Source organism: Streptomyces sp. NPDC001108 (assembly GCF_053598535.1).
The window spans coordinates 875,704-892,156 of the sequence record NZ_JBSFKL010000001.1; the positions used below are offsets into that span (position 1 = coordinate 875,704).

Genomic DNA, 16,453 nt, shown 5'->3' on the forward strand with positions numbered 1-16,453 from the left:
CGTCGATCCCCGGTCAGTTATCCACAGGGTTGACACCCTACGGGCCGCCGACCCACCATTGAAGACATTGAACCGAACGATCGGTCGGTAGGGAGCCCGGGATGGCGGCAGTGGCTGCGGACCAGACAGCGCAGGCGGGAGCGGGCAATCCCGCTGGGGCGGACGAGGCCCTGGAGGCGGCGTTCGACGCCGCGGTGGCGGCGGACGAGCGCATCGAGCCGCGCGACTGGATGCCCGACGCGTACCGGGCCTCGCTGGTCAGGCAGATCGCCCAGCACGCCCACTCCGAGATCATCGGCATGCAGCCGGAGGCCAACTGGATCACGCGCGCGCCCTCGCTCCGCCGCAAGGCGATCCTGATGGCCAAAGTGCAGGACGAGGCGGGCCACGGCCTGTACCTCTACAGCGCGGCCGAAACCCTCGGCACGGGCCGCGGGGAGCTGCTCGACAAGCTCCACGCGGGCCGCCAGAGGTATTCGTCGATCTTCAATTACCCGACGCTGACCTGGGCGGACGTCGGCGCGATCGGCTGGCTCGTGGACGGCGCCGCGATCACCAACCAGGTGCCGCTGTGCCGCTGCTCCTACGGCCCGTACGCGCGGGCGATGGTCCGCATCTGCAAGGAGGAGTCCTTCCACCAGCGCCAGGGGTACGAACTGCTGCTCGCCCTCAGCCGGGGCACGCCCGCGCAGCACGAGATGGCGCAGGACGCGGTGGACCGCTGGTGGTGGCCGTCCCTGATGATGTTCGGCCCGCCGGACGACGCGTCGGCCCATTCGGCCCAGTCGATGGCCTGGAAGATCAAGCGTCACTCCAACGACGAGCTCCGGCAGCGCTTCGTGGACATATGCGTCCCGCAGGCCGAATCGCTCGGCCTCACCCTCCCCGACCCGGACCTCCGGTGGAACGAGGAGCGTGGGCACCACGACTTCGGTGCGATCGACTGGGCCGAGTTCCAGGAGGTCCTCAAGGGCAACGGGCCCTGCAACGAGCAGCGCCTGGGCCAGCGCCGCCGGGCGCACGAGGAAGGCGCGTGGGTACGGGAGGCGGCAGCCGCCCACGCCGAGAAGCACGCACCGGAACGGACAGCGGTGAGGACCGGAAGTCCCATCGTGAACGGGGAGGCGACAGCATGAGCAGCTCGACCGAATGGCCCCTGTGGGAGGTGTTCGTGCGTTCGCGGCGCGGCCTCTCCCACACCCACGCGGGCAGCCTGCACGCGCCGGACGCCGAGATGGCCCTGCGCAACGCACGCGATCTGTACACCCGCCGCTCCGAGGGCGTCTCCCTCTGGGTGGTGCCGTCGGCGCAGATCACGGCCTCCTCGCCGGACGAGAAGGACTCCTTCTTCGAGCCCGCCGGCGACAAGCCGTACCGGCACCCGACGTTCTACGAGATCCCGGAAGGGGTGAAGCACCTGTGACCGCGGCCCTCGCCCTGGGCGACGACGCGCTGGTGCTCTCGCACCGGCTGGGGGAGTGGGCCGGCCACGCCCCCGTGCTGGAGGAGGAGGTGGCCCTGGCCAACATCGCCCTGGACCTGCTGGGCCAGGCCCGGGTGCTCCTCTCCCTGGTCGGGGACGAGGACGAGCTGGCGTATCTGCGCGAGGAGCGGGCCTTCCGCAACGTCCAGCTGGTCGAGCAGCCCAACGGCGACTTCGCCCACACCATCACCCGCCAGCTCTACTTCTCCACCTACCAGCGGCTGCTGTACGAGCGGCTGGCATCGGGCGACGGCCCGTTCGCCGAACTGGCGGCCAAGGCCGTCAAGGAGGTCGCGTACCACCAGGACCACGCGGAGCACTGGACGCTCCGGCTCGGTGACGGCACCGAGGAGAGCCGTGCCCGGATGCAGCGCGCCACGGACGCCCTGTGGCGGTTCACCGGCGAGCTGTTCGAGCCGGTCGAGGGGATCGACATCGACTGGAAGGCGCTCGACGGCGACTGGCTGGGATCCGTCTCCGCGGTGCTGGAGCGGGCCACGCTGACCCCGCCCACGGGCCCCCGGTCCGGGGCGTGGACCGCGGGAGCGGGGCGCCAGGGCGTCCACACCGAGCCCTTCGGCCGCATGCTCGCCGAGATGCAGCATCTGCACCGCAGCCACCCGGGGGCGTCATGGTGACCGGGACGCCCCTGGAGGAGGAGCTGCGCCATCTCGCGGGCTCCGTCCCCGACCCCGAGCTGCCCGTGCTGACCCTGGACGAGCTGGGGGTGCTCCGGGGCGTGGAGGTCGTCGCCCCGGGCCGGGTCACCGTGCGCCTCACCCCGACCTACACCGGCTGCCCCGCCATCGAGACCATGTCCTGCGACATCGAGCGGGTGCTGCACGACCACGGCATACCGGAGGTCTCCGTGGTCACGGTGCTCTCACCCGCCTGGTCCACGGACGACATCAGCGCGGAGGGGCGGCGCAAGCTCGCCGAGTTCGGCATCGCGCCCCCGCGCCCCCACGGAGCGGCCGCCGCCGGCGGTCCGGTGCCGCTCGCTCTCTCCGTCCGCTGTCCGCACTGCGGGTCGACCGACACGGAACTGCTGAGCCGGTTCTCCTCCACCGCCTGCAAGGCACTGCGCCGCTGCGTGTCGTGCCGCGAACCGTTCGACCATTTCAAGGAGTTGTAGATGTTCCATCCGCTCCGGGTCCGCTCGATCGAACGGCTCACGGACGATTCGGTGGCCGTCACCCTCGCCGTGCCGCCCGCGTCGCGCGAGATCTTCCGCCACAAGCCGGGCCAACACCTCAACGTGCGGTACACGGCCGACGGCGAGGAGATCCGCCGTTCGTACTCGATCTGCTCCCCGGCCGCCGAGGAGCCGGACGAGCCGGTCCTGCGGGTGGGCATCCGGCTGGTCGACGGCGGCAGGTTCTCCACGTACGCCCTGAAGGAACTCGCCGTCGGCGACGAGGTCGAGGCGATGCCCCCGATGGGCCGCTTCGTGCTGACGCCCCGGCCCGGATCCTTCGCGGCGATCGTCGGAGGCAGCGGGATCACGCCGGTCCTGTCCATCGCCACCACGCTGCTGGCGCGGGAGCCCGAAGCCCGCTTCTGCCTGATCCGCAGTGACCGGACGGCGCTCTCGACGATGTTCCTGGACGAGGTGGCCGAGCTCAAGGACCGCTACCCCGACCGGTTCCAGTTGGTCACGGTCCTCTCCCGGGAGGAGCAGCAGGCCGGGCTGCCCTCCGGCCGACTGGACGAGGACCGCCTCGCCGCTCTGCTGCCCGCCCTGCTCCCGGTGGACGGGGTGGACGGCTGGTATCTCTGCGGGCCGTTCGGCCTGGTCCGGGCGGCGGAGCGGGCGCTGGGCGGCCTGGGCGTCGACCGGACCCGCGTCCACCAGGAGATCTTCCATGTGGACGACGGTCCGGGCGCGGACACCCGGCCCCGGGCCACGGCGCCCGCCCACAGCAGACTCACCGCCACCCTGGACGGCCGCTCCGGCACCTGGCCGGTGGAGGACGGCGAATCCCTGCTGGAGACCGTGCTGCGCCGCCGTGCCGACGCACCGTACGCCTGCAAGGGCGGGGTGTGCGGGACCTGCCGGGCCTTCCTCGTCTCGGGCGAGGTGCGGATGGACCGCAACTTCGCGCTGGAGCCCGAGGAGACGGACGCGGGCTACGTGCTGGCCTGCCAGTCGCATCCCGCCACCCCGGAGCTGGAGTTGGACTTCGACCGCTGACCGCTCCCCACGTGTTCCCTTCTCGTAGAACCTGTTCTATCTTGACGATCCGTCAGATCCAGGCAGGGCATCGGGCAGCGGGAGGCCGGGGCAGTGGACTTCACCTTCACCGAGGAGCAGCAGGCGGCCGCGGAGGCGGCGCGCGGGGTCTTCGCCGGGGTCGCGCCGGACGGGGTCCCCAGCCCCGCTCTCGTACCGGGCGCCGTGGCCGAGGACATCGACCGTCCGCTGTGGGCCCGGCTCGCCTCCGGCGATCTGCTGAGCCTCACCCTGTCGCCGGAACACGGCGGGGCCGGGCTCGATCCCGTCGTGCTCTGCCTGGTGCTGCGCGAGTCCGCCAGGGTTCTCGCCCGGGTGCCGCTGCTGGAGACCTGCGCGGTCGCGACGGCGCTCCAGCGGTACGGAGAGCCTTCGCTGGCCGCCGAGTTGTTGCCCCGGGTCGGCCGGGGCGAGCTGGTGCTCACCGTCGGCGCCAACGGCCGTTCGGGACACGAGCCGGCCGAACGTGCCGTCACGGCCCGCCCGGAGACGGCCGCGGCGGCCGACTCCGGTACCGAGGGCGCCCGGACCGGAGGTACGGATGCGGGCTGGGTGCTCGACGGGACCCAGACCGCGGTGCCCTGGGCCCAGGCGTCGGACTGGATAGCCGTTCCGGCCCAAACGCCCGAGGGCCGGACCGTCATCGCCCTGATCAGCCCCGGCCAGGACGGCGTCACCCTGGCCGAGCAGGTCTCCACCAGTGGCGAACGGCTCGCCGAGGTCCGGCTGGAGGCGGTACGCATCACCGGCCGCGCCCTGATGGACCACCCCGGTGCCTGGGCGTGGCTGCGCGCCCTCCTCACGACCGGCACCTGCGCACTCGCCCTGGGCCTGGGTGAGGCCGTGCTCGCCATGACCAGCGAATACACCGGGAAGCGCGAGCAGTTCGGTTTCCCCGTGGCGACGTTCCAGTCCGTCGCGGTACAGGCCGCGGACCGGTACATCGACCTGCGGGCCATGGAGGCGACGCTCTGGCAGGCCGCCTGGCGGATCTCCACCGGGGCCGACGGGACACTGCCCGCCGAGGGCGACATCGCGGTGGCGAAGATCTGGGCGTCGGACGGTGTCCGGCGGGTCGTTCAGACGGCGCAGCACCTCCACGGCGGGTTCGGTGCGGACACCGACTACCCGCTGCACCGCTTCCACGCCTGGGCGAAGCAGATCGAGCTGTCCCTCGGCCCGGCAGCGGCACACGAGGAGGCGCTGGGCGACCTGCTGGCCGCGCACCTTCTCGGCTGACGGCGGCGGGGCCCCGGCGCTCCTGCCCGGGACTCGGAACGCGGGCCCGAAGCACCATGCCCGGAGCAGGGACGCCGGAGCGCCGTGGCGGGAGCGCGGGGACCGGCGCCCCGTACTCAGAGCACGAAGGCCGGAGTGCCGTTGTCCGTGACCATCGGGCGCCCGGCACCGTCCCAGGCGAGCATCCCGCCGTCGACGTTCACCGCGTCGATGCCCTGCTGCACGAGGTACTGGGTGACCTGCGCCGACCTGCCGCCGACCCGGCACACCACATGCACGCGCCGACCGTCGCCGACTGCATCGGTCAGCTCACCGAAGCGCGCCACGAAGTCGCTCATCGGGATGTGCAGAGCGCCCTCGACATGCCCGGCGCCCCACTCGTTGTCCTCCCGGACGTCCAGCACGAAGCCGTCCGACGGGACCGCCGCGGCTTCCACCGAGGGCAGAGGGGCGAAATTCATGGGTCATGCCTTCTCTCGTACGTACGCGCCTGGGTCATCCGGAACGCTACTGCACCAGTGTCGCCAGCTCCGCCTCGCGCTGCGCGACCTCGCCCAGGAGCTGTTCGGCGATCTCGTCGAGGAGCCGGTCGGGGTCGTCCGGGGCCATCCGCAGCATGGACCCGATGGCGCTCTCCTCGAGCTCCTGGGCGAGCAGCGTCAGAAGCTCCTTGCGCTGGGTCAGCCAGTCCAGCCGGGCATAGAGCTCCTCGCTCTCGCCGAACCCCTTCTCCGGCGGAACCGGGCCCGCTTCCCACTCCTTCGCCAGCTCCACCAGGAGCTCCTCGTCGCCCCGGCCGTACGCGGCGTTCACCCGGGCGATGAACTCGTCCCGGCGGGCCCGTTCCGTCTCGTCCTGGGCCAGGTCCGGATGGGCCTTGCGGGCCAGGTCCCGGTAGAGCCTGCGTGCCTCCTCGGTCGGCCGGACGCGCTTGGGCGGCCGGACCGGCTGCTCCGTCAGCATCGCCGCGGCCTCGGGGGAGAGCCCGTCGGAGTCCATCCAGTCATGGAACAACTCGTCGACACCGGGCATCGGCATGACGATCGCACGGGCCTCCTGCGCCTTGCGGATGTCCTCCGGGTCGCCCGTTCTGGCGGCCCGGGCCTCCGCGATCTGCGCGTCGAGCTCGTCGAGGCGGGTGTACATGGGACCGAGCTTCTGGTGGTGCAGTCGCGAGAAGTTCTCGACCTCGATCCGGAAGGTCTCCACCGCGATCTCGAACTCGATCAGCGCCTGCTCCGCCGCCCGCACCGCCCTCGCCAGACGGGCCTCGGGCTGCTCCTCCTCGGCCCGGGCGCCCGCACTGCCGGCATCCGCGCCACCGGCGCCCGCAGCACCGGTATCCGCACCACCGGCATCCGCACCACCGGCATCCGCGTCTCCGGTCCCGGCGCTCCCGTCCTCGGCATCAGGCCGGGGACCGGCAGCGGCCGGCCCACCGTCCTGCTCGAACGGCTCGTCCTGCCGGTCGTCGTCGTTCCGGCCATCGTCGTTCGGGGAGGTCGGCACCCCGGCGGCTTCGTGGGTCACCCGTCCAGCGTATGGCCCCGGCCCGCCTCCCCCGTACGCCCGGTCGGTCCGGCGCGGCTCAAACGCCCAGCTCGGCGGCTATTCGCCCGGAACCTATCGCCCGTACCAACTCCGCGTGATCCGCCTCCGTACGGTCCGCGTAGGTCACCGCGAACGCAGCCACCGCCTCGTCCAGCTCGTCGTTCTTGCCGCAGTAGCCCGCGATCAGCCGCGGATCGGCGCTGTGCGCATGGGCCCGCGCCAGCAGCGCCCCCGTCATCCGGCCGTAGTCGTCGACCTGGTCGGCCGCCAGCGCGGCCGGGTCGACGCTCCCCTTGCGGTTCCTGAACTGCCGTACCTGGAACGGGCGTCCGTCCACCGTGGCCCAGCCCAGCAGGATGTCGCTGACGACCTGCATCCGCTTCTGCCCGAGCACCACCCGGCGCCCCTCGTGCACCGACCGGGGCACTTCGAAGCCGACAGCCGGCAAGTACGGCGCCAGCACGGACCGCCGCGCCTCCTTCACCTGAAGCACCAACGGCTCGCCCCGGTGATCGAGCAGGAGCACCACGTACGACCGGGTGCCGACGCTCCCCGTGCCGACCACCCGGAACGCCACGTCCTGTATCGCGTACCGGGCGAGAAGCGGGACCAGGTCCTCCGAGACCGTGCCCACGTACTCGCCCAGCGCGGACGCGACCGCGGCGGCCTCGCCGTCCGACACCCGCCGCAGCACCGGCGGTGCGTCGACGAAGCGGCGGCCGCCGTCGACGGACTCCTCCGTGGACTTCGCCGCGAAACGGGCGCTCGTGTTCTTCCGGGCCTTCTCCGAGACCCGCTCCAGAGTGCCGAGGAGGTCCCGCGCGTCCGTGTGCGAGACCAGTTCCTCGTCCGCGATGGCGTTCCAGGAGTCGAGCGCGGGCAGCTTGGCCAGCAGCCGCATCGTCCGCCGGTACGCCCCCACCGCGTCGTACGCGCCCCGCCGACAGGTCTCCTCGTCCGCCCCGGCCTCACGCCCCGCGAGCACCAACGAGGTGGCCAGACGCTTCAGGTCCCATTCCCAGGGGCCGAAAACGGTCTCGTCGAAATCGTTCAGATCGATGACCAAGCTGCCCCGCGCATCGCCGTACAGCCCGAAATTGGCCGCGTGCGCGTCGCCGCAGAGCTGCGCACCGACCCCGCTGACGGGCGTGCCCACCAGGTCGTGAGCCATCAGACCGGCCGAGCCCCGCAGAAAGGCGAAGGGCGTGGCCGCCATCCGCCCCACCCGGATCGGGGTGAGCTCGGGCACCCTGTCCCGGCTCGACTCCTCCACCGCCCGCACCGCGTCCGACCGCCCGGCCGGCAGGTCCAGGTCCGCGTGCGAGGACCGGGGCACCTGCCCGCGCAGCGCCTTGCCCGCGTCCTTCGGCAACCGCGCCGCGCCGTCTCCCGCCCGGCCCGGCCCGGCCGCCCGTCGCGCGAATCCGGGCACGGCCGGGATACGCGAATCCCCTGCCCCCGCCCGCCGGACCGGCACCGCCATCCCGCTGTCGCCCATGGCGCGCAGCCTCCCCCCGTACCCACCTGCGCTCCTGGCCGAATGCCTGTCGCAGATCAATTCCGACGAAGGTACCCCCGCCCGCCGAAAGCCGCTCGCCCCTGTGGAAAACCTGTCCGACCGCCTGTGGACAACGCCCCGGTCCCGGTCAGGAACCGTCGCCGTCAGACGCCGACGGCCTCCTCCAGCTCCTCCTCGACCTCTTCACTCCCGGCAGTCCCCGCAGCCCCCTTGGCCACTCCTGCCGCCCAAGCACCAGCGGCAGCACCAGTACCAGCGAGGGCACCGGCCTTCCGCCGCTTCGATTCGGCCATTCCCGCGAGTCCCACCATCACCAGGCCCACCACGAGCCAGAGTCCGAGCACCAGCACATGCCCGCCGAGCCCGTGTCCCTCGAAGTACACATGGCTGCGCACCCCCTCGACGAAGCCCGCCCCGTTCCAGAAGGAGTGCAGGGAAGCGAAGAAGCCCGGCTGCAGTTCGGGCCGGAAGATGCCCCCGGAGCTGGTGAAGTTGAGCATCACGAACAGCACCATCAGCCCCAGCGTCGTCCACCGCTTGAGGAAGGTGTGCAGTCCGACGCCGATCAGCAGGATGCCCGCGGAGTAGAGCCAGGCCATCGCCCACAGACCACCGAGCCCCTGGTCCACCAGCCCGAACAGCGGCCCCGCGAACACCACGCCGATCACGCTCACCACGAACGACGTGACAACGGCCAGTGCGGCCCTGATCCGCAGCGCCAGCACGGCCCCCGCGCCCCCGATGACCGCGACCGACGCGTACGAGCCGATGCTCAGCGCGACCAGGAGGAAGAAGATGCCCTGGCCGGTCGGATCGCCGTCCGCGGTCGGCGCCGTGTCCGTCACCTTCAGAGGGGCGCCCCGCTCCGCCGCGACCTTGGTGAAGACCTTCTCCACCACCGTGGCGCTGGTGTCGGAGGACGCGCTCGCCACCAGCAGCTCGGGGCGGCGGCCCGGCAGGTAGGCACCGTAACTCGTCTGCGTCCTCAGGTGATCCGCGGCGGTGGCGCGGTCCGGAACGGTCCGCACGCTCAGCGCCCCGTCGCTCCTGTCCTGGAGGTTCTGCGCGAGCACCTGGGCCCTCGCCCCCGACCCGACGACGTCCACCCGGAGATCGTGCGGCTCCGGGGCATGGAAGGCCCCGAGATAGGCCAGCCCCATACCGATGCACATCAGCAGCGGTGTGACGAAATGCCCCAGCACATGGCGGAGAGCGGCGGCGGTGGAGCCGGGGGCTCCTTCCGGACTTGCGGACATCCAGAACACTCCAATAGTTGTCTTTTACAACTCCAAACTCGTTGTACTATACAACCAGCATCAGGGAGAGCGAGACGGAGGCCGGAGCGTGCCGGACACACCCGAGGAACGTGAAGCATCACTGGACGTCATCCAGCGCGAGCTGACGGCTTTCGCACGCCGCGCACGCGCCACGGCGGCCCGCCTCCACCCGGAGCTTCCTCTGGTCTCGTACACCCTGCTGGCACACATCGAGGATCGAAACGGCTGCCGCGCGACGGATCTGGCCGCCCACTACATGCTGGACAAATCAACGGTCAGCCGACAGGTCGGCACCCTGGAGAAACTGGGCCTGGTCGAGCGCCACCCGGACCCGGACGACCACCGGATCCAGGTACTGCACCCCACCGAGGCCGGAACCCGGGTCCTTGCCTCCACCCACGCCAGCCGCCGCACCGCCTACCGCGAACGCCTCGCGGACTGGTCGGAGGAAGATCTCGCGCGGTTCGCGGAGTACCTGCTCCGCTACAACACGGTCGGCGACACCACCGCGTAGGCCGCAGAGACCGCAGAGTTCGCAGAGTTCGCCAACTACCGCAGGGGGTCCGAACCAGACGTTTCACGTGAAACGTCCGGAGAGAAGCCGGAGTCGGAACCGGTCCGCGAACCAACCCGGAAAGCAAAGCCGGAAGCGAGGCAGCGCATCGAGTCGCGAACCAAGTCGCATACCAAGCCGGGAACGAAGAAGCCCCACAGACCGTTGGGCCTGTGGGGCTTCTCTCTTGTGCGCGAGGGGGGATTTGAACCCCCACGTCCCTAAGGACACTGGCACCTGAAGCCAGCGCGTCTGCCGTTCCGCCACTCGCGCAAGAGTGGTGTTTCCGGGCTCCTTCACCGTTTCGGTGCGCTTGCCTGGCGACATCCGGAAGATTAGCACGCTATGCAGGGTGGATTCACATCCGTTGTTTCACCGGTCGACTGAAGGGAAGCGGGAACGCCGGGCGGCCGCCCCCACTCCTCCTGTGTGCACCCCGCGTGCGGGACACTGTGAGGAGGCCGCCTCTACGATCCGTGTGAGAGGTGACACTCATCCACAGGGCAGACAAGGGGAACCAGCCGATTTCCCGACGCGTGGATACGATCAGTAAGCAGTACAGGGACGACTACGACGGAGGAGGTGCCCCATGGGAGTCATGAAGCGTTTCGAGCAGCGTCTCGAGGGTCTGGTCAACGGCACCTTCGCCAAGGTCTTCAAGTCCGAGGTCCAGCCGGTCGAGATCGCCGGCGCCCTCCAGCGCGAGTGCGACAACAACGCGACGATCTGGAACCGCGAGCGGACCGTCGTCCCCAACGACTTCATCGTCGAACTCAGCACACCCGACTACGAGCGACTCAGCCCGTACTCCGGGCAGTTGGGCGACGAGCTCTCCGGGCTGGTCCGCGACTACGCGAAGCAGCAGCGGTACACCTTCATGGGCCCCATCAAGGTCCACCTGGAGAAGGCCGACGATCTCGACACCGGGCTCTACCGGGTGCGCAGCCGCACCCTGGCGTCGAGTTCGTCGCAGCAGCCCTCCCAGGGCGCGCAGGGCCAGCCGCCCCATCCGGGACCGGCCCGTCCGCAGCCGCCCGGCGGCGGCTACGGCTACCCGCCCAGCTCTCCCCCGCCCATGCCCCCCGGCCCGCCCCCGGGCGCCAGGCCCGGAGCGCCCAGCACCGACCGGCACCCGCCGGCCGGGCCCAGCCCCCTGCCCAACGCGCAGGTGCGACGCTGGATCGAGATCAACGGCACCCGCCATCAGATCTCCCGCCCGACGCTGGTGCTGGGCCGCAGCACCGACGCCGACGTGCGGATCGACGACCCCGGCGTATCGCGTCGGCACTGTGAGATCCGGACCGGAACGCCCTCGACGATCCAGGATCTCGGGTCTACCAACGGCATCGTGGTAGACGGGCAGCACACCACCCGCGCTACGCTCCGCGACGGCTCGCGGATCGTCGTGGGCAGCACCACCATCGTTTACCGGCAAGCCGAAGGGTGAAGCGGGGGCAATGTCAGAGCTGACCCTGACGGTCATGCGGCTAGGTTTCCTGGCTGTTCTGTGGCTATTCGTGATCGTGGCCGTACAGGTCATCCGCAGCGATCTGTTCGGAACGCGTGTCACGCAGCGCGGCTCACGCCGCACCGCGAGCGACGCACGGCCGGCGCAGGCGCGCCAGAACACCGCCGCGCCGCCGCAGCAGCGCCAGCAGTCCGGCCGCCAGCGCCGGGGGGCGCCCACCAAGCTGGTCGTCTCCGAGGGGAGCCTCACCGGCACCACGGTGGCGCTCCAGGGCCAGACGATCACGCTGGGCCGGGCGCACGATTCGACGATCGTGCTGGACGACGACTACGCGTCCAGCAGGCATGCCAGGATCTACCCCGACCGTGACGGCCAGTGGATCGTCGAGGATCTCGGGTCCACCAACGGCACGTATCTCGACCGGACCCGCCTCACCACCCCGACGCCCGTTCCGCTGGGTGCGCCGATCCGGATCGGCAAGACCGTCATCGAGCTGCGGAAGTAGTACGACAATGAGCGAGCGGAGCGAGCGAGCCGCGGCAGTCCGGGCATCGGACTCCGTCCGGCTCCCGACCGGAGGGTGGGCAGTGTGGCTCAGGACCGGCTGTACCCGGAGCCGACGGGCGAGGTGGGCATGAGTCTTTCCCTGCGCTTCGCCGCCGGATCGCACAAGGGCATGATCCGGGAGGGCAACGAGGACTCCGGTTACGCCGGTCCCCGCCTCCTCGCCATCGCCGACGGCATGGGCGGACAGGCGGCCGGTGAGGTCGCCAGCTCCGAGGTCATCTCCACCCTCGTCCAGCTCGACGACGACGTCCCCGGCTCGGACATCCTCACCTCGCTCGGTACGGCGGTCCAGCGGGCCAACGACCAGCTTCGTGTGATGGTCGAGGAGGACCCCCAGCTGGAGGGCATGGGCACCACGCTCACCGCCCTCCTCTGGACCGGCCAGCGCCTCGGCATGGTCCACGTCGGCGACTCCCGCGCGTACCTCCTCCGTGACGGCGTCCTCACCCAGATCACCCAGGACCACACCTGGGTGCAGCGGCTGGTCGACGAGGGCCGGATCACCGAGGAAGAGGCCACCACCCACCCGCAGCGCGCCCTGCTGATGCGCGCGCTCGGCAGCGGCGACCGCGTCGAGCCCGATCTCTCCATCCGCGAGGTCCGGGTCGGCGACCGCTACCTGATCTGCTCCGATGGGCTGTCCGGCGTCGTCTCCCACCAGACCCTGGAGGAGACGCTCGCCAGCTACCAGGGCCCTCAGGAGACCATCCAGGAGCTGATCCAGCTCGCCCTGCGCGGCGGTGGCCCCGACAACATCACCTGCATCGTCGCCGACGTCCTCGACGTCGACAGCAACGACACCATGGCCTCGCAGTTCAACGACACCCCCGTCGTCGTCGGCGCGGTCGCGGAGAACCAGGCCGCGCAGATGGCCGCCGCCGAGAGCACGGCCGCCATGCAGACCCCCGCCGGACGCGCGGCCGGCCTCGGCCGCCCCGTGGCGCCGCCGCCGGGGGGCTTCGGCCCGCCCGGCAGCGGTGACGCCGACGCGTACGGCGGGATGCCGGAGGGCTCCTTCGACTCGTACACCGACGACGACTTCGTCAAGCCCGGTGGCGGCCGCAAGTGGCTCAAGCGCTCCCTCTACACCGTGCTGGCGCTGGCCGTCGTCGGCGGTGGCGTCTACGGCGGCTACCGCTGGACGCAGAACCAGTTCTACGTGGGCGCCAACAAGGAGCACGTCGCGCTGTTCCGCGGCCTCAGCCAGGACCTGGCGTGGGTCTCGCTGTCGAAGGTCGAGAAGGACCACCCCGAGATCGAACTCAAGTACCTCCCGCCCTACCAGCGCAAGCAGGTCGAGGCGACGATCGCCGAGGGCGACCTGGCCGCGGCCCGCGAGAAGATCAGCGAACTCGGGATCCAGGCATCCGCCTGCAAGAAGGACGCCCAGCGGCGCGCGGCGGCGGAGAGCGACGCCCGCCCGGACCCGGAGAAGTCCGGAGGCATCGACGCGAACGCCCCCAAGACGTCCTCCACGTCCAAGGACACCAAGACCAAGCCGACCACCACGACTCCCACTCCTGGTCCCAGCCTCTCGGAGGAAGAGAAAAAGCTGGTCCCGCAGTGCGGTAAGCAGTAAAGCCGTAGGGGGCCTTCAGCACCATGAGCGTTGTCACCAATACGACCACGATCGGCGCGATCGACGCACCGAGCCGCCGCAACACCGAACTGATGTTGATGGCCTTCGCCATCGCCATCTCGGTGTTCGCCTACGCCAATGTCGGGCTCGCCCTCAACGGCAAGCTCCCTTCGGGCATGCTCGGATACGGGCTCGGCCTTGCTCTCCTGGGCGGCATCGGCCACCTCGCCGTCCGTAAGTTCGCTCCCTACGCGGACCCCTTGCTGTTGCCGCTGGCGACCCTGCTGAACGGACTGGGGCTGGCCATCATCTGGCGGCTGGACCAGTCCCCGAGGTTCCAGGCGACCCGTGACTTCGCTCCCGCCGCCTCCAAGCAGCTGCTCTTCTCGGCCGTGGGCGTCGCGCTCCTGGTGGGCGTCCTGCTGCTGCTCAAGGACCACCGCATCCTGCAGCGCTACACCTACATTTCCATGCTGGTGGCGCTGTTCCTGCTGATCCTGCCGATGTTCTTCCCCGCCGTGAACGGCGCCAAGATCTGGATCAAGATCCCCGGTGTCGGCACGATCCAGCCCGGAGAATTCGCCAAGATCATCATCGCGGTGTTCTTCGCCGGCTACCTCATGGTGAAGCGGGACGCGCTGGCCCTGGCCAGCCGCCGCTTCATGGGGCTGTATCTTCCTCGCGGCCGTGACCTCGGTCCGATCCTCATGGTCTGGGCCTTCTCCATCCTGATCCTGGTCTTCGAGACCGACCTCGGTTCGTCGCTGCTGTTCTTCGGCATGTTCGTCGTCATGCTGTACGTGGCCACCGAGCGCACCAGCTGGATCGTCTTCGGTCTGCTGATGTCCGCGGCGGGCGCCGTGGGCGTCGCGGCCTTCGAACCCCACGTTCAGCAGCGTGTGACCGCCTGGCTCGACCCGTTCGACGGCTGGGGCAAGCTGGCCGCCAGCGAGCAGATGGCCAAGTCCCTCATGGCCTTCGGCTCCGGTGGCACCCTCGGTACCGGGCTCGGCCAGGGCAACTCCGACCTGATCGGCTTCGCCGCCAACTCCGACTTCATCCTCGCCACCGTCGGCGAAGAGCTGGGCCTGGCCGGGATGATGGCCATCCTGCTCGTCTACGGATTGATCGTCGAGCGCGGTATCCGCACGGCCCTCGCCGCCCGTGACCCCTTCGGCAAGCTCCTCGCGATCGGGCTCTCCGGCTCTTTCGCCATCCAGGTGTTCGTCGTCGCCGGCGGTGTCATGGGGCTCATCCCGCTGACCGGTATGACCATGCCGTTCGTCGCGGCAGGCGGGTCGTCCGTGATCGCGAACTGGGCCCTGGTCGGCATCCTGCTCCGCATCAGCGACACCGCCCGGCGGCCCGCCCCGGCTCCCGCCCCCTCACCCGACGCCGAAATGACCCAGGTGGTCCGACCGTGAACAAGCCCCTGCGCCGGATCGCGATCTTCTGCGGGGTGCTCGTCCTCGCACTCCTGGTCCGCACCAACTGGCTCCAGTACGTCCGCGCCGACGAGCTGAACGGCAACGAGCACAACCGCCGCGTACAGATCGAGCGCTACGCCCACGAGCGCGGCAACATCATCGTCGACGGCAAGTCCGTCACGGGCTCCGTCGAGACCAAGGACAGCGACTTCAAGTACAAGCGGGTCTGGAAGAACGGCCCCATGTGGGCCCCCGTCACCGGCTACGCCTCGCAGGCGTTCGACGCCTCGCAGCTGGAGAAGATCGAGGACGGCATCCTCACCGGCAACGACGACCAGCTCTTCTTCAACCGCACCCTGTCGATGTTCACCGGCGGGAAGAAGCAGGGCGGCAACATCGTCACCACGCTGAACAGCGCCGCCCAGAAGGCCGCCTTCAAGGGACTCGGCAGCAAGAAGGGCGCCGTCGCCGCGCTCGACCCGCAGACCGGCGCCGTCCTGGCCCTGGTGAGCACCCCGTCGTACGACCCCTCGGTCTTCGCCGGGAACTCCTTCAAGGACTCCGAAGCCCGCCAGAAGCTCCTGAACGACAAGGACAAGCCGATGCTCAACCGGGCATTGCGCGAGACCTACCCGCCCGGCTCGACCTTCAAGGTCGTCACCGCCGCCGCGGCCCTGGAGAACGGGCTGTACAGCAACGTCGACGAACCGACGGACTCGCCGCTGCCCTGGCGGCTCCCGCTGAGCACCCAGGACCTGCCCAACGAGGGCAACATCCCCTGCAAGAACGCCTCGCTCCGGGAAGCCCTGCGGTGGTCCTGCAACACCGTCTTCGGCAAGATCAGCGATGACCTCGGCAACGAGAAGATGATGGCGGAGGCCGCGAAGTTCGGCTTCAACCAGGAGATCTTCATCCCGGTCCGCGCCGACGCCAGCGCCTACCCCAAGGACAACCGTCCGCAGAACGCCATGGCTGGCATCGGCCAGGCGTCCAACCGCGCGACCCCGCTCCAGATGGCCATGGTCGCCACGGCCATCGCCAACGACGGCAAGCTGATGCAGCCGTACATGGTCGCCGAGCGCCAGACCCCCAGCCTCGACGCGATCTACACCCACGAGAAGGAACAGTTCAGCCAGCCCCTCAGCGGTGAGAACGCGCAGAAGCTCCAGCAGATCATGGAGACCGTGGTCAAGACCGGCACGGGAACCAACGCGCAGATCAACGGCGTCACCGTAGGCGGCAAGACCGGTACGGCCCAGCACGGTCTGAACAACAGTGAGAAGCCGTACGCCTGGTTCATCTCCTACGCCAAGACCGACAGCGGCTCCCCGGTCGCCGTCGCCGTCGTCGTCGAGGACAGCCAGGCGGGCCGGGACGACATCTCCGGTGGCGGCCTCGCCGCCCCGATCGCGCGGGACGTCATGAAGGCGGTCATCGACAGCAAGCGGTGATGCCCGTCACATCGGGTGCCACATCTGCACATGGGGATACCGGTCGGGTATCAGGTCCGGACTACGGGCCGATCAGGTAGCCCGCGGCCGGTAGCGTATGCGCGAG

At 70.2% G+C, this 16,453-nt stretch carries 16 protein-coding genes and 1 tRNA gene; 12 read left to right on the plus strand and 5 right to left on the minus strand.

Annotated features, from left to right (window positions below; all coding sequences use genetic code 11):
* The first annotated feature begins 101 nt into the window (after positions 1-101).
* From paaA to ACWC97_RS03945, 6 genes are all read left to right on the plus strand, one after another.
* Positions 102-1,136 (plus strand): 1,2-phenylacetyl-CoA epoxidase subunit PaaA, encoded by a 1,035-nt coding sequence (gene paaA / locus ACWC97_RS03920; protein ID WP_450647278.1) that lies wholly within the window; start codon positions 102-104, stop codon positions 1,134-1,136.
* Entirely contained in the window at positions 1,133-1,423 is a 291-nt protein-coding gene (paaB, locus tag ACWC97_RS03925; RefSeq protein WP_352274089.1) for a 1,2-phenylacetyl-CoA epoxidase subunit PaaB, read from the plus strand. The genes paaA and paaB overlap by 4 nt, the downstream gene beginning before the upstream one ends.
* Positions 1,420-2,121: a 1,2-phenylacetyl-CoA epoxidase subunit PaaC gene (gene paaC, locus ACWC97_RS03930; RefSeq protein WP_352274088.1), complete on the plus strand. Its 702-nt coding sequence runs from the start codon at positions 1,420-1,422 to the stop codon at positions 2,119-2,121. Before paaB ends, paaC begins: the two co-directional genes overlap by 4 nt.
* Positions 2,115-2,618, plus strand: coding sequence for a 1,2-phenylacetyl-CoA epoxidase subunit PaaD (gene paaD / locus ACWC97_RS03935; RefSeq protein ID WP_392279782.1), 504 nt, complete (start codon positions 2,115-2,117; stop codon positions 2,616-2,618). Before paaC ends, paaD begins: the two co-directional genes overlap by 7 nt.
* The gene (locus ACWC97_RS03940; protein WP_450647281.1) at positions 2,619-3,677 is read left to right on the plus strand and encodes a 2Fe-2S iron-sulfur cluster-binding protein; all 1,059 of its coding nucleotides are present in this window, start codon (positions 2,619-2,621) and stop codon (positions 3,675-3,677) included.
* 93 nt (positions 3,678-3,770) lie between these two features.
* Positions 3,771-4,955: an acyl-CoA dehydrogenase family protein gene (locus tag ACWC97_RS03945; protein ID WP_450647283.1), complete on the plus strand. Its 1,185-nt coding sequence runs from the start codon at positions 3,771-3,773 to the stop codon at positions 4,953-4,955.
* A gap of 116 nt (positions 4,956-5,071) precedes the next feature.
* Here the strand turns inward: ACWC97_RS03945 and ACWC97_RS03950 are convergent, their stop codons facing one another.
* From ACWC97_RS03950 to ACWC97_RS03965, 4 genes are all read right to left on the minus strand, one after another.
* The gene (locus tag ACWC97_RS03950; protein ID WP_352274084.1) at positions 5,072-5,416 is read right to left on the minus strand and encodes a rhodanese-like domain-containing protein; all 345 of its coding nucleotides are present in this window, start codon (positions 5,414-5,416) and stop codon (positions 5,072-5,074) included.
* 46 nt (positions 5,417-5,462) lie between these two features.
* Positions 5,463-6,485, minus strand: a complete 1,023-nt coding sequence (locus ACWC97_RS03955; protein ID WP_352274083.1) for a J domain-containing protein — start codon at positions 6,483-6,485, stop codon at positions 5,463-5,465.
* Between the two features lie 58 nt (positions 6,486-6,543).
* On the minus strand, positions 6,544-8,004 hold the full coding sequence (locus tag ACWC97_RS03960; RefSeq protein ID WP_450647285.1) for a DUF2252 domain-containing protein: 1,461 nt from the start codon (positions 8,002-8,004) through the stop codon (positions 6,544-6,546).
* Between the two features lie 164 nt (positions 8,005-8,168).
* Positions 8,169-9,281, minus strand: a complete 1,113-nt coding sequence (locus tag ACWC97_RS03965; RefSeq protein WP_450647287.1) for a hypothetical protein — start codon at positions 9,279-9,281, stop codon at positions 8,169-8,171.
* A gap of 88 nt (positions 9,282-9,369) precedes the next feature.
* Here ACWC97_RS03965 and ACWC97_RS03970 point away from each other — a divergent pair, with 88 nt between their 5' ends.
* A complete protein-coding gene (locus tag ACWC97_RS03970; RefSeq protein ID WP_352274080.1) occupies positions 9,370-9,816 on the plus strand; it encodes a MarR family winged helix-turn-helix transcriptional regulator in 447 nt (148 codons plus the stop codon).
* Positions 9,817-10,045: 229 nt separating this feature from the next.
* Here ACWC97_RS03970 and ACWC97_RS03975 read toward each other — a convergent pair.
* Positions 10,046-10,128 (minus strand) — tRNA-Leu (locus ACWC97_RS03975).
* A gap of 316 nt (positions 10,129-10,444) precedes the next feature.
* On the opposite strand from ACWC97_RS03975, the gene ACWC97_RS03980 reads away from it, so the two are divergent.
* From ACWC97_RS03980 to ACWC97_RS04000, 5 genes are all read left to right on the plus strand, one after another.
* Complete coding sequence (locus tag ACWC97_RS03980; protein WP_352274079.1) at positions 10,445-11,302, plus strand: DUF3662 and FHA domain-containing protein; 858 nt, start codon at positions 10,445-10,447, stop codon at positions 11,300-11,302.
* A 10-nt stretch (positions 11,303-11,312) separates the two neighbouring features.
* Positions 11,313-11,828, plus strand: a complete 516-nt coding sequence (locus ACWC97_RS03985) for an FHA domain-containing protein FhaB/FipA (RefSeq protein WP_352274078.1) — start codon at positions 11,313-11,315, stop codon at positions 11,826-11,828.
* 129 nt (positions 11,829-11,957) lie between these two features.
* Positions 11,958-13,469 (plus strand): PP2C family protein-serine/threonine phosphatase, encoded by a 1,512-nt coding sequence (locus tag ACWC97_RS03990; protein WP_392279787.1) that lies wholly within the window; start codon positions 11,958-11,960, stop codon positions 13,467-13,469.
* A gap of 23 nt (positions 13,470-13,492) precedes the next feature.
* Complete coding sequence (locus ACWC97_RS03995) at positions 13,493-14,893, plus strand: FtsW/RodA/SpoVE family cell cycle protein (RefSeq protein WP_385202796.1); 1,401 nt, start codon at positions 13,493-13,495, stop codon at positions 14,891-14,893.
* A complete protein-coding gene (locus ACWC97_RS04000; RefSeq protein WP_450647291.1) occupies positions 14,890-16,347 on the plus strand; it encodes a peptidoglycan D,D-transpeptidase FtsI family protein in 1,458 nt (485 codons plus the stop codon). Before ACWC97_RS03995 ends, ACWC97_RS04000 begins: the two co-directional genes overlap by 4 nt.
* Positions 16,348-16,453 lie beyond the last annotated feature (106 nt).